The 13,777-nt window shown below is 58.5% G+C and carries 10 protein-coding genes; 4 read left to right on the top strand and 6 right to left on the bottom strand.

Annotated elements, in window-relative coordinates:
• Positions 1-409 precede the first annotated feature (409 nt).
• From ccoM to ACIPIN_RS11925, 3 genes are all read right to left on the bottom strand, one after another.
• Complete coding sequence (ccoM, locus tag ACIPIN_RS11915; RefSeq protein WP_007926603.1) at positions 410-526, bottom strand: cytochrome c oxidase subunit CcoM; 117 nt, start codon at positions 524-526, stop codon at positions 410-412.
• 144 nt (positions 527-670) lie between these two features.
• Positions 671-832 carry a hypothetical protein gene (locus tag ACIPIN_RS11920; RefSeq protein WP_007906621.1) on the bottom strand — a complete coding sequence of 54 codons (162 nt, stop codon included), beginning with the start codon at positions 830-832 and terminating at the stop codon, positions 671-673.
• A gap of 147 nt (positions 833-979) precedes the next feature.
• A complete protein-coding gene (locus tag ACIPIN_RS11925) occupies positions 980-1,321 on the bottom strand; it encodes an aspartate-semialdehyde dehydrogenase (protein ID WP_123428264.1) in 342 nt (113 codons plus the stop codon).
• 206 nt (positions 1,322-1,527) lie between these two features.
• Here ACIPIN_RS11925 and rapA point away from each other — a divergent pair, with 206 nt between their 5' ends.
• Positions 1,528-4,374, top strand: coding sequence for an RNA polymerase-associated protein RapA (rapA, locus tag ACIPIN_RS11930; RefSeq protein ID WP_401118697.1), 2,847 nt, complete (start codon positions 1,528-1,530; stop codon positions 4,372-4,374).
• Between the two features lie 186 nt (positions 4,375-4,560).
• Here the strand turns inward: rapA and ACIPIN_RS11935 are convergent, their stop codons facing one another.
• The gene (locus ACIPIN_RS11935; RefSeq protein WP_401118700.1) at positions 4,561-5,910 is read right to left on the bottom strand and encodes a spinster family MFS transporter; all 1,350 of its coding nucleotides are present in this window, start codon (positions 5,908-5,910) and stop codon (positions 4,561-4,563) included.
• A gap of 294 nt (positions 5,911-6,204) precedes the next feature.
• Between ACIPIN_RS11935 and ACIPIN_RS11940 the strand changes: the two genes are divergently transcribed.
• Positions 6,205-8,490, top strand: coding sequence for a putative bifunctional diguanylate cyclase/phosphodiesterase (locus tag ACIPIN_RS11940; protein ID WP_401118703.1), 2,286 nt, complete (start codon positions 6,205-6,207; stop codon positions 8,488-8,490).
• On the opposite strand, the gene ACIPIN_RS11945 is transcribed toward ACIPIN_RS11940, so the two are convergent.
• Positions 8,381-9,277, bottom strand: coding sequence for an NAD(P)-dependent oxidoreductase (locus ACIPIN_RS11945; RefSeq protein WP_401118706.1), 897 nt, complete (start codon positions 9,275-9,277; stop codon positions 8,381-8,383). The two genes, ACIPIN_RS11940 and ACIPIN_RS11945, sit on opposite strands and share 110 nt — an antisense overlap.
• A gap of 195 nt (positions 9,278-9,472) precedes the next feature.
• On the opposite strand from ACIPIN_RS11945, the gene ACIPIN_RS11950 reads away from it, so the two are divergent.
• Positions 9,473-11,650 (top strand): hypothetical protein, encoded by a 2,178-nt coding sequence (locus ACIPIN_RS11950; RefSeq protein ID WP_401118709.1) that lies wholly within the window; start codon positions 9,473-9,475, stop codon positions 11,648-11,650.
• A 262-nt stretch (positions 11,651-11,912) separates the two neighbouring features.
• On the opposite strand, the gene ACIPIN_RS11955 is transcribed toward ACIPIN_RS11950, so the two are convergent.
• Positions 11,913-12,218, bottom strand: coding sequence for a DUF2288 domain-containing protein (locus ACIPIN_RS11955; protein ID WP_401118711.1), 306 nt, complete (start codon positions 12,216-12,218; stop codon positions 11,913-11,915).
• Between the two features lie 348 nt (positions 12,219-12,566).
• On the opposite strand from ACIPIN_RS11955, the gene ACIPIN_RS11960 reads away from it, so the two are divergent.
• On the top strand, positions 12,567-13,694 hold the full coding sequence (locus ACIPIN_RS11960; protein WP_401118713.1) for a branched-chain amino acid ABC transporter substrate-binding protein: 1,128 nt from the start codon (positions 12,567-12,569) through the stop codon (positions 13,692-13,694).
• The last annotated feature ends 83 nt before the right edge of the window (positions 13,695-13,777 follow it).

A 13,777-nucleotide genomic window follows, 5' to 3' on the forward strand; every position in this document is an offset into this window, starting at 1 on the left:
CAGGGGGTTGGCGCGCAGCGCCGTACGGCGCAGCCGGACACATCGAGAGGAGGTCGTCGCGCAGCAGACCGTAGGCGATGCCCCCTGATGAATGCTGGAGCGAGGGAACGCCGAGCCTAAGCGAGGTGCCGGACGCTCGGGGCGAGCGTTTTTTTGCTTACTTTTTTTAGGCGCTTGTAAAAAAAGTGAGGCGCCGTAAGGGCGAAACCCTAAGTGGCCGTTACCGCAGAAATGGATATGTACACCTGCAAGAGATTGGTCGGCTGTCAGGCCGCCTTCGCGAGCAAGCCCGCTCCCACAGTTGAGCGGTGCACACCCGCAAGCGCTGACTCGGCAAGAAACCGCAGGCAAAAAAAAGGGCGACCGAAGTCGCCCAAAATGCCTTGCGTGCTCGTGCTTCCAGAAAGACCTAAGGCTTTTTACGCTTATGTGCGTCTTTCCAGATAAAGAATCCAAACCCGGCAAAAAACAGAACCATGAGGCCGACAGTCAGCACTCCGGCGATCACCACATTATCGAAAAACATGACTGGCCTCCTGCACTTGCCCTGTTGCGATGGGGCTAAGTTAACCAATCAGGCACGAGAGAAAATTGACCGGGATCAATGCCGCCCAAGACAAGGCGTAAAGGAAGGGAAATAACTGACCTGCATCAACAGATGCAGGGAGGATCAACGCTTTTTCGGTTTGTTTTTCGGCTTTTTCTTCGCTTTACCCAAAGGCATGGCCTGCTCGAAAGCCTGACGCACTTCATTCAGGCGCTTTTCATTAAGGTCATGCACGCGCTTGGCACGCTCGGTATTGAGGTCAATCAGTTTGTCGTCTTGGCTCATGGCGTGGCTTACATCTTCATAGTCAATACAGGCGCAGCACAGCGACCACCGTCACCCTGCCCGCTCAAAGTTTGCCAATAATGCGGCCAATGACCGGCGCTGACCAGCCGCCAGCAGCATCAGAGCGCAACAAAAAGTCTGCGAGCGTCAGACCTCGATATCGACCCACAACCCCTGACGCGGCTGATCGTCCATCAACGGGACCACCGGCACCGTATTGTCGGCGTTCAACTCGTCACCCGGCACAGCCAGGTGCTCTTCAGGATCCTCTTCGGCTTCGCGACGACGCCTGTCGCGTTCCTGCTGACGCCGCTGCTCTTCGCGCAACAACAGCGCCGACTCTTCGGCATGGCGCTTGTGCAGGTCGATCGTGCTTTCGCTGGAGCTCGCCTCCACCGGCACCACCGGCGGAATATCCGGCCGCTGGCGAATCGGGTCCTGCTGGGAAGTGATCGGCACGGCACTCAAGGGGAGCATCGGTGGCAGCATAGTATTAGTCTCCTGACGGCAGGCTGTCGGCTGCTGGAGGGGTGACTTGAGCCATCGGTCGCAAACTTGCGACCCGGTTGACACTCACAATCGACAATCGCCTCCATGCGCTACCGTAAGCCTAGTAGTTTTTATGAGAGTCCTTTGGCTCTGGAGGCACCGATCCGTTAACATAGTCGGCTTTTTCAAGGCGGGAGTCAGGCAGCATGGCGCAGCAGTATCAACCGGGGCAACGCTGGATTAGTGACAGCGAAGCCGAGCTAGGTTTAGGCACCGTTCTGGCACAGGACGGTCGCTTGCTGACCGTGCTCTATCCGGCCACTGGCGACACTCGCCAGTACGCGCTACGGAATGCGCCCCTCACTCGCGTGAGGTTTTCGCCGGGTGACATGATCACTCACTTCGAAGGCTGGAAAATGACCGTGCGCGAAGTCGACGACGTCGACGGCCTGCTGGTCTACCACGGGCTCAACGCGCAGAACGAAGTAGTGACCCTGCCTGAGACCCAACTCTCGAACTTCATCCAGTTCCGTCTGGCCAGCGACCGTTTGTTCGCCGGGCAGATCGACCCACTGGCCTGGTTCTCCCTGCGTTACCACACCCTGGAACACACCAGCCGCCAGTTGCAATCCTCGCTCTGGGGCCTGGGTGGCGTGCGTGCGCAGCCAATCGCCCATCAATTGCACATCGCCCGTGAAGTCGCGGATCGTATCGCACCGCGGGTCCTGCTGGCGGACGAAGTCGGTCTGGGTAAAACCATCGAAGCCGGTCTGGTGATCCATCGCCAACTGCTCTCGGGTCGCGCCAACCGCGTGCTGATCCTGGTTCCAGAAAACCTCCAGCACCAGTGGCTGGTGGAGATGCGCCGTCGTTTCAACCTGCAAGTCGCGCTGTTCGACGAAGAACGCTTCATCGAAAGCGATGCCGGCAACCCGTTCGAAGACACCCAGCTCGCGCTGGTGGCTCTGGAATGGCTGGTGGACGACGAAAAGGCCCAGGACGCGCTGTTCGCTGCCGGTTGGGACCTGCTGGTAGTCGACGAAGCGCACCACCTGGTATGGCACGAAGATCAGGTCAGCCCTCAGTACTCGCTGGTTGAACAGCTGGCAGAAACCATTCCCGGCGTACTGCTGCTGACCGCGACGCCAGAGCAACTGGGTCAGGACAGCCACTTCGCGCGCCTGCGCCTGCTCGATCCAAACCGTTTCCATGACCTGAAAGCCTTCCGCGCCGAGAGCGAAAACTATCGCCCGGTGGCCGAAGCCGTTCAGGAGCTGATGGACCAGGGCCGCTTGTCCCCGGCGGCACATAAAACCATCCAGGGTTTCCTCGGTGACGAAGGCGAAGCACTGCTGAACGCCGTCAACGAAGGCGATGCTGAAGCCAGCGCCCGTCTGGTGCGCGAACTGCTGGACCGCCACGGCACTGGCCGCGTGCTGTTCCGTAACACCCGCGCCGCGGTGCAAGGCTTCCCGGAACGCAAACTGCATCCGTACCCGCTGCCGTGCCCGGACGAATACCTCGAACTGCCGCTGGGCGAACACGCCGAGCTGTACCCGGAAGTCAGCTTCCAGGCGCAGCCGGATATAGATGAAGAACAACGCTGGTGGCGCTTCGACCCACGGGTCGAGTGGCTGATCGACCAGTTGAAAATGCTCAAGCGCACCAAAGTACTGGTGATCTGTGCCCACGCCGAAACCGCGATGGACCTGGAAGACGCCCTGCGCGTACGTTCCGGCATCCCGGCCACGGTGTTCCACGAAGGCATGAACATCCTCGAGCGTGACCGCGCGGCCGCTTACTTCGCCGACGAAGAGTTCGGCGCGCAGGTACTGATCTGCTCGGAAATCGGCAGTGAAGGTCGCAACTTCCAGTTCTCCCACCACCTGGTGCTGTTCGACCTGCCGTCGCACCCGGACCTGCTGGAACAGCGGATCGGGCGTCTCGACCGGATTGGCCAGAAACACATCATCGAACTGCACGTGCCGTACCTGGAAACCAGCCCGCAAGAGCGCCTGTTCCAGTGGTACCACGAAGCGCTGAACGCGTTCCTCAACACCTGCCCGACCGGCAACGCCTTGCAGCATCAGTTCGGCCCACGCCTGCTGCCGCTGCTGGAAAACGCCGACGACGGCGAGTGGCAAGCGCTGATCGACGAAGCCCGTACCACTCGTGAAAACCTCGAAGCCGAGTTGCACAGCGGCCGTGACCGCCTGCTGGAACTCAACTCCGGCGGCGCTGGCGAAGGTGACGCGCTGGTTGAGGCGATCCTTGAACAAGACGATCAGTTCGCCCTGCCGATCTACATGGAAACCTTGTTCGACGCGTTCGGCATCGACAGCGAAGACCATTCGGAAAACGCGCTGATCCTCAAGCCGAGCGAAAAAATGCTCGACGCCAGCTTCCCGCTGGGCGACGACGAAGGCGTGACCATCACCTACGACCGCAACCAGGCGCTGTCTCGCGAAGACATGCAATTCATCACCTGGGAGCACCCGATGGTTCAGGGTGGCATGGACCTGGTCCTGTCCGGCTCGATGGGCAACACCGCCGTCGCGTTGATCAAGAACAAGGCCCTCAAGCCTGGCACCGTGTTGCTGGAACTGCTCTATGTCAGCGAAGTGGTTGCCCCGCGCTCGCTGCAACTGGGCCGTTACCTGCCGCCGGCTGCGCTGCGCTGCTTGCTGGACGCCAACGGCAACGACCTGTCGGGCCGCGTCTCGTTCGAAACCCTCAACGACCAGCTCGAAAGCGTGCCACGCGCCAGCGCCAACAAATTCGTCCAGGCCCAGCGTGATCAACTGACACCGCGCATCAATGCCGGTGAAGAGAAAATCACCCCGCGTCACGCCGAACGTGTAGCCGAAGCGCAACGCCGTCTGGCCGCTGACACCGAAGAAGAGCTGGCGCGCCTGACCGCTCTGCAAGCGGTCAACCCGACGGTACGCGACAGCGAACTGGTTGCCCTGCGTCAGCAGCGCGAGCAAGGCCTGGCCATGCTCGACAAAGCCGCACTGCGACTGGAAGCGATCCGGGTGCTGGTGGCGGGCTAAGCCCCCCTGCTCCACCGCTAAAACAAAGAAGGCCCGCAGCGATGCGGGCCTTTTTTATGCTTGATTGTTGAGTTGATGCTGATGGCCTCTTCGCGAGCAAGCTCGCTCCCACATTTGATCTTCAGCGCGCACAGGATTTGTGCTTAACGGCAATCCCTGTGGGAGCGAGCTTGCTCGCGATGGCGATCAGGCAGTCGCCACAGCAATCCCAGGCTCAACCACAGCAACCAATCCCTCTTTCATCCGCTTGGCATCCCTCACAAAACACCGCGAAGCCAGGAACAGAAACACCATGGTGAAAAACAGCGCCACCGGGATCAGATACATCGCATCATGCAGCCCCACTGCCTTGAACGCCTCGCTCATTTGCTCGGCACCGGCCATCAGCATCGCGGCATGGGCGAAATGATCGGACAAAGCGCCCACCACCACTGGCCCAAGACCACCACCCAGTAGATACAAACCGGCAAAAAACAACGCCATCGCCGTAGCACGCAAACGCGGTTCGACCACGTCCTGAATGGCCGTGTAAACGCAGGTATAAAAGTTGTAGGCAAACAACCAACCGACACTGAACACCGCGACAAACACACCGATTTCAACCCGCCCGGCGTGCAGCGCCCAAGCCGTGCACAAGGTCGAGATGATCAGACTGAACGCGGCAAACAGCAATCGACCGTTGGCCACGCGCTGGTGAATCTTGTCGGCCACCCAACCGCCCAGCGTCAGACCGAACAAGCCGGTCACACCGACGATCACCCCGGTCGCCACCGCGGCTTGCTGCAACGGCATCTGAAAGTAGCGTTGCAACATCGGCACCAGAAACGAGTTGCAGGCATAGGTGGCGAAGTTGAAACACAACCCCGCCATCACCAGCCAGAGGAAGGTCGGAATGGCCAGCACCCGACGAATCGGCCGATCCACCCGCTCCTGGGACACCTGCACGGTTTCTGCCGCGCCGCGCTTGGGTTCTTTGATGAAGAACATGAAAATCGCCAGGATCAAACCCGGTATCGCCGCAATGAAGAACGGCGCACGCCAGCTGTCGAACGCCTTGACCATCGCGCCGATGGTAAAGAAAGCCAACAACAGGCCCAGCGGCAATCCCAACATGAAGAGGCCCATGGCCCGCGCCCGACGGTGCGCCGGGAACAAATCACCGATCAGCGAATTGGCGGCCGGTGCATAGCTGGCCTCACCGATGCCGATCCCCATGCGCACGATCAAAAAACTCCAGAAACTCCCCACCAGACCGTTGACCGCCGTCAGCCCGCTCCACACGGCCAATCCCCAACCCATCAGCTTGCTGCGTGAACCGGTGTCGGCCATGCGCCCTAACGGCAGACCGGCAACGGCATAAACGATGGTAAACGCAGCCCCGATAATCCCCAGTTGAAAGTCGCTGAGGTGCCATTCCATGCGAATCGGCTCGATGATGATCGCCGGGATCGTGCGGTCGAAGAAGTTGAACAGATTGGCCAGGAACAGCAGGAACAGAATGCGCCAGGCATTCGCCGCTTGGGTCGAGTTCTGCATGAGTCCGTCTCTTTTATTGTTATGAGGGCTTCACTGCCGACGGCATTCGAGCCCGGAACCAGCAATCTAGTCAGCGCCATGGCCGCTGTCTGTCATTATTCGTAAGGCTGATATCCGCCCATGAGGGCCAGCCTCCGAGCGCGACAATTTATTTCCAAACGCTCTTGGGCTCATTACAAAATCGTTAGAATCAATGTGCCACTACCCCTTGCACTCTGCGCACGGCCTCTATACTCCAGACATTCGCCAGCGTTCATGGTGCCGGTGCGAGATGACTCAGAGACGGGGCATGCTATGGAGTGGCTTGGTTTGCATTTCATTACCGAGCTGCCAGAGAGCAGCGGGCAAGTAGTACTCAGTTGCAGTCATAACCCCTTTCTGGTGCTGTTGGCCTATCTGGTTGCCTGCGCGGCCAGCTTCGCCACGCTGGACATGGCCGAACGTGTCAATCACGCCGAGAACCCTGCCTCTCAACGGCTCTGGCGCTGGGTCGGTGCCTGCTGCCTGTCGGGCGGCATTTGGGCCATGCACTTCATCGGCATGCTGGCGTTCCAGGCGCCCATCGATATCCACTACGACTTGCCAGCCACCTTGCTTTCCCTGCTGATCGCCTTTATTGCAGCCTTTGTGGCAATGAACACCCTGAGCAATGCGCAACTGAACGTCCGGCAATATGTGCAAACCTCGATCTGCATCGGACTGGGCATCGCCACCATGCATTACGTGGGCATGGCCGCCATGCGCTCGAACGCCGTGGCCTATTACCAGCCAATGTTGTTCGGCGTGTCGATCCTGATCGCCATCGGCGCCAGCGGTATTGCCTTGCTGCTGTCGCACGTTCTGCGCAACGGCAATGGCATCGCCCATCAGATGCTCAAATACACCGCCAGCCTGGTACTGGGCGCCGGCATCGTGAGTATGCACTTCACCGGCATGCAGTCCATGAGCCTGGTGTTGCCAGCCGGTATCCCGATGCAACTGTCGCTCGACAACGACCGCCTGCAACTGGGGCTGACAATTACCGTGATCGCGCTGTTGATCATCGGCAGCAGCATCAGCGCCGCCCTGGCCGACAAAAAGCTGCAATACAAGGAACATGACCTGCGTCGGGTCAACGCGCTGCTCAGTCAGCTGGATCAGGCGCGCATGTCGCTGCAACAAGTGGCGCACTACGACGCCCTGACCAACCTGATCAACCGCCGCGGCTTCAATCAGATTTTCGCCGAAAAGCTCATCGAGAAAAGCACCCATGGCGGCATGCTGGCGGTGATGTTTCTGGACATCGATCATTTCAAACGGATCAACGACAGTCTGGGTCATGACGCCGGTGACGAACTGCTGAAAGTCCTCGCCAACCACATCAAAGGCTCGACCCGCAGCCATGACGATGTGGTCGCACGGTTTGGTGGCGATGAGTTCTGCATCCTCATCAGCCTGCATGATCGCGACGAAGCGCGGCACATGGCGCAGCGCATCATGCATAAGATGAAGGAACCGATCGAGCTGGCCGGTCGCCGCATGGTCATGACCACCAGCATCGGTATCAGCGTATTTCCCGACGACGGCAAGAGCTGCGAAGAACTGCTGAAAAACGCCGATCTGGCGTTGTACCAATCCAAGGGCAATGGCCGTAACAGCCTGCACTTTTTCAGCCCCAACCTGAAAACCAAGGCGACAATGGAACTGCAACTCGAAGAAGAGCTGCGCAATGCCTTACGTGACGAAGACGGGCTGTTGCTTTATTACCAGCCGATTTACGACCTCAAAAGCGGCCAGGTCACCAAACTCGAAGCACTGGTTCGCTGGCAGCACCCGGTGCACGGTTTGCTCGCACCCGACCGTTTCATCCCGATTGCCGAAGCCAACGGTTTGATCGCCGAACTCGACAACTGGGTGCTGCGCAAAGCCTGCGAAGACCTGAGCGAGCTGTCCAGGCACGACTGCGAGTCGTTGAAAATAGCCGTGAACTGCTCACCTCTCAATCTCGCTCGCGAAGAGCTCGCCGAAGAAGTCGAGAATGCGCTGCGAGCGGCTGGCGTCGCACCGCAGAGGCTGGAGCTGGAGGTCACGGAAAATGCGCTGATGGGCAACATCGCCAATACGCTGGTGCTGTTGCGCAAAATTCGGGCGCTCGGTGTTTCGCTGTCGATCGACGATTTTGGCACCGGTTACTCGTCGCTGGCCTACCTCAAGCGTTTGCCCCTGAACACCCTGAAAATCGACCGTTCGTTTATCCAGGACATTCCCAAGGCCACCCAGGACATGGAGATCGTCCAGGCCATTATCGTCATGGCCCATACCCTGCATTTGCAGGTGGTCACCGAAGGGGTCGAAACTCTGGAGCAATACCAGTTTCTCGAACGCTTCGGTTGCGACTTTGTTCAGGGTTACTTGTTGAGCCGCCCGGTGCCGCTGGCTGAATTGCGCCCGGTACTGAACGAAATCAACCAGCGCAAACACTCACACCCTGTCAGTCCTCTAAGCCTGGCTCACGGTATAGATGGATCAATGTCGCGGGATCTTTTTCCAGAAACCCCTGGCCACCATGCAGGCGCATCAACTGTGCAGCCAGTCCACTGATCGGTGTCGCCGAGCCCTGTTCGCGGGAAAATTTCACCGCGCCGTCGAGATCCTTGAGCAACGTTCGAACATGCCATTTCACCGGTTCGAAACGGCTCTCGGCCATTTGCGGGGCGAGAATCTGCAAAGGTTTCGAATCAGCAAACCCGCCGCTCAACGCCTCGGCCAGCAGACTCGCATCCACACCTGAACGCTCGGCCAGCGCTACCACTTCAGCGATCACCAACGCATTGCAGGCAACAATCATCTGGTTGCAGGCCTTGGTCACCTGCCCTGCGCCGACCGCGCCCATGTGTGTGACCCGCTGACCGAGGCTCAACAACACCGGACGCACTCGCTCAACATCCGCTGATGCACCGCCAACCATGATCGCCAGGCTTGCGGCCTCGGCTCCCGCCACACCACCGGATACCGGTGCATCCAGCCAGCCCATGCCGGTACGGCTGGCCAGTTCGGCAGCCATTTCCCGCGTCGCCGTGGGTTCCAGGCTGGAAAAATCCACCAGCAACTGACCGGCTTTCGCACCAGACACCACGCCCGCCACACCGAATACCACCTCGCGTACTACCTCGGTATTGGCCAGGCACAACATCACCAGATCGGCGTGCTGACACAGCTCGGCAGGGGTGGCCACTTGTCGCGCCCCGGCCTCGACCAAGGGCGCGCACTTGTCGGGGTTGCGATTCCAGACGGTCAGTGGATAGCCCGCGGCCAACAAACGCCGGCACATCGGTAAACCCATCAAGCCGATTCCAGCGAACGCGAGCGAAGGTAACGTTGCCATCATTTTGCCTCTGTTCGATTAAAGATCGCCAAATATTGGCCGATTCATCATGAATCAGGAAAGGATTCCCCCTAGCGACACTCAGGTAAAGCCCTATCGCTGGGAACAATATCGCGCTGTAAAGTCGCGAGTTCTTTATTCGTGATGGCTTGATGATATCTCGCCGCCGAACCAACCCGTCCAGGCACATGGCGCACAATGACTTCTAAAAATAATCCTGCCCCTGCGGTATCCGAACTGACGCTCACCGCCGCCACGGATAAACCCTCAGTCCCGAAGCCATTGACCAGCTCACGCCCGCTTGCGACTCAGCAGTACCTGTATTTTACCGAGACCAATACCGATCGCATCCTCGACAACCTCGATGGTCTGCGCGATCTGGTATTCCCCAAGCCGCCGCACCTGGAAGACACCCACGAACTGCATCAGCAGGAGTTCCCCTCGGTGTGCCTGATCGGTCTGGGTCGCTGCGGTTCGAACATTGCGCTGGACGTCGCGGAGTTGGTGTACAACGCCCGCAAGTTCTACCTCAACGAGTTCAACAACGAAGACAAGCCCTATGCTGAAAAGGGCTACAGCCCAGCGCAATGGATTCGCAACAACCTGAAACTGGGTGCCGGCAAGGCTAGCAAACCGGTGTTCCTGGTCGAACCGCTGGTGATGCTCGGCGATCTGGACAAAGACATCGCCGGACGTATCCGCTTCTCGCGCAAGGGCGAAAAAAGCGGCTTCCTGCGCGACTACAGCAAAATGAAGATCATGGACCTCTCGGAAGTCCACGCCGGTGGTGCCGGTAACGCGCCGATCCTCGGCCAGTACCTGGCGAAGATCATCCTGAACAAGGACACCCAGCGTTTCTCCAGCCCTGACTGGAAGATGATCCACTCGTACCTGATCGACAGCTGCGGCATCAAGGCCAACCAGTCGCGCCTGTACTTCTCGATCTTCAGCGCCGGCGGCGGTACCGGTTCGGGCATGGCGTCGGAGTTCGGCCTGGCCCAGCAGCACTCGTACATGAACAAGACGTTCGACACCAAACCGGTGGACGAGCACGACAGCAAGAGCGGCCACTCCTTCGTGTTCGAGCCGATCTTCACCAGCGGCATTTGCGTACTGCCGAACATTTCCGATCACCGCAGCGAAATGTCTGAAGCACTGCACATCAATGCCGGTCGCCTGCTGTGTAAGTACCTGTCGGAAGAATGGGATTTTTCGTACAACTTCGCCAATGAAGACAGCAGTGAAGCCAGCGTCATGGGCCGCATCCGTCCATGGAACGCGATGATGCTGATCTCCAACGACATCATGCGTTACGCCGAAGAGAACGATGACGGCAATATCCAGAACATTGATGTCAATGCCATGGAAAAGCACGCCAACCAGTACATCTCGCAGCAGATCTTCAACATTCTGACGGCCCAGGCGGTCACCACCGACTACGACCAGAACTATTTCCGTCGGGCAGGCATCGACATCGGCGAAACCATTCGCCTGGACGCCAACGACCTGTTCATGAGTCTGGCCGGGCCAGTGGCGATTGCCTACGCCGAGTCGGTGGTACCAGAACAACCGGCACCGAGCAGTGACAAGTTCAAGGTGTTCGACAAAGAGCCACAGCGCTTGAACATCGACGACCTGTTCTTCCGCTCGATCGACCTGCCGCACTTCAACAAAGTGACCCAGGCCATCGAAGGCATCAGCCTGTTGCCGATCGAGTCCAAGCGTTATCGCGCGTCGCTGGAGCAATACAAGAACTCGGGTTACGACGCTGCCGCCCTGCATGACCTGCACTTCTTCAAGAACTGCTCGTCGGTAGTGTCGATCGTGTCGCTGCCCAAGGATTACAAGCTGTCCTATATGGACCTGAACCGGTTGAAGACCCACCTCAACAGCCTGTTCCCCAACACCACGCTCAAGCGTTATGCACTGGTGATTGGCGCCTCGGCCAACCTTTCGTTGACCACCCTGATCGCCAAGAGCCCGTGCCTGTCGGATGATTTCCTGACCTTGATCGTGGCCTTCATCAAACGCTGCTTTGCGCGCAACCCGTACCGTTTCGACGAAACGCTGGACAATTCGATCCTCGACTTCATCATCCATGAAGACTTCGACGAGGCCAGGATCGACGAGCTGCTCAACGAGTTCGAAAATCCGGCGAAGATCCTCGACACCAACTGGTACGCGATCAAGCCGATGTACGAGAAGAAGTACCGCGAGCTGATCAACGACAAAGACAAGTTTGTCTCGATCAACGATATCCGTCTGTCACGCGATTGCGTGAAAAAGGCCATCAAGTACCTGCGCGAGATCTACCGTCACCGCATCGGCAAGACCAAGGTCATTTCGCTGAATAACCATACTGGCAAGACGGCGTAATGGAGTAACCCCGAAAAGATCGCAGCCTGCGGCAGCTCCTACGCGGGGTCGGTGTAGGAGCTGCCGCAGGCTGCGATCTTTTACTTTTCAAACAATCAGAAACAATTAAGCAGCCATTCGGCTGCTTATTAAACTGTTCCCGTTACGTTTACGTAACCTTCCCCCATCCGGTCTGTGGCATTTCTCTACGGCAACCTGCCATCACGCTACTCGGCTACACACTTTTGCACCAGCGCCATCAGCACCAAATCGGTGCAAGCCTTCAGGCCTGCGCCCTTTCCTGGATCAGAATCCACGGCGAAACCACCACCGCCCAGAGCTGCGGATCACGCTCGACCAGATCCAGCGCCCGTGTCGCAGACACCTTGGCAACCTTCTCGGCAGCCAGCCAGGCAGCCACTTTCTCGCCCTGATCCTCGGCCACGGCTTCGGCTGCTTCGATCAAATCCAGATCGGCCTCGACCCACAATAGGGCACCCTTGGCGAAGAACGGTTCGAGTTCCTTCCAGGTAATAGATGCGGTTTCACCAAGCAGCTTGGCATAGAGGGTGCTAGGTTCTTGAGTCATGGGTCCTGTCCGGAAAAGAAATCGGCGCAATCATAACGTCGGTGCTCTGGCAGAAAAACCCGGATGCAATAGAGTCATTGATCGAGAACTGCAGGAAAGCCAAGGATAGCCGCTGAATCAGGCCACCACCCAGCCAAAATCCCGCCGCAATTCTGTCTTCTTCTTTCAAAAATGCGACACCCTCAGGTTTTGCCCCTGAGCGCCAGCTTTCCAAGCGAACAATCGGCGCTCTACACTGTACCGGTACAGTTGCCGGGGGCATTTCCGGAGGATATCCAGGATATCGATCCGGTTCTGTGGCTCAGGCCGCCAGGACTATAAAAAATACAACAGTAAGAGTGGAGCACTATGAATAAGGCTACTAAGCAGATTTCCAAACTGTTTGCCGCTATGGTTCTGGCCGGAGTCGCCAGCCATTCGTTCGCAGCTGACACCATCAAGATCGGCATCGCCGGCCCTAAAACCGGTCCTGTGACCCAGTACGGTGACATGCAGTTCACCGGCGCTAAAATGGCCATCGAGCAGATCAACGCCAAAGGCGGTGTCGACGGCAAGATGCTCGAAGCCAAGGAATACGATGACGCCTGCGACCCTAAACAGGCTGTTGCCGTCGCCAACAAAGTGGTCAACGACGGCGTCAAGTTCGTGGTCGGTCACCTCTGCTCCAGCTCCACTCAGCCAGCGTCCGACATCTACGAAGACGAAGGCGTGATCATGATCACCCCAGCCGCCACCAGCCCGGACATCACTAACCGTGGCTACAAAATGGTGTTCCGCACCATCGGCCTGGACAGCGCCCAGGGCCCTGCCGCCGGTAACTACATTGCCGATCACGTAAAACCGAAAATCGTTGCTGTTCTGCACGACAAACAGCAATACGGCGAAGGCATCGCCACCGCCGTGAAGAAAACCCTCGAAGGCAAAGGCGTCAAGGTTGCCGTGTTCGAAGGCCTCAACGCCGGCGACAAGGACTTTTCCTCGATCATCCAGAAACTCAAGCAAGCCAACGTCGACTTCGTTTACTACGGTGGCTACCACCCGGAACTGGGCCTGATCCTGCGTCAGTCCAAGGAAAAAGGCCTGAACGCCAAGTTCATGGGTCCGGAAGGCGTCGGCAACGACTCCATCTCGCAGATCGCCCAGGACGCTTCCGAAGGCCTGCTGGTGACCTTGCCGAAGTCTTTCGACCAGGACCCGGCCAACAAGGCGCTGGTTGACGCGTTCGCCGCCAAGAAGCAGGACCCGACCGGTCCGTTCGTGTTCCCGGCCTACTCGGCAGTCGAAGTGATCGCTGAAGGCATCAAGGCAGCGAAGAGCGAAGACACCGCCAAAGTGGCCGCCGCTATCCGCGCCGGCACCTTCAAGACCCCGACCGGCGACCTGTCGTTCGACTCGAAGGGTGACCTGAAGAACTTCAAGTTCGTGGTCTACCAGTGGCACTTTGGCAAACCTAAAACCGAAGTTTCGCCTCAGTAAGGCGCTGCCTGACTGACTGCCAATAAAGCCCACGGCGTGCCGTGGGCTTTGTTTTACGAGGTAATGGGCCGTGCCTCCGTGAT

The sequence above is a fragment of the Pseudomonas sp. NPDC087697 genome (assembly GCF_044743155.1).
In the GTDB taxonomy this organism is placed as follows: Bacteria; Pseudomonadota; Gammaproteobacteria; order Pseudomonadales; family Pseudomonadaceae; genus Aquipseudomonas.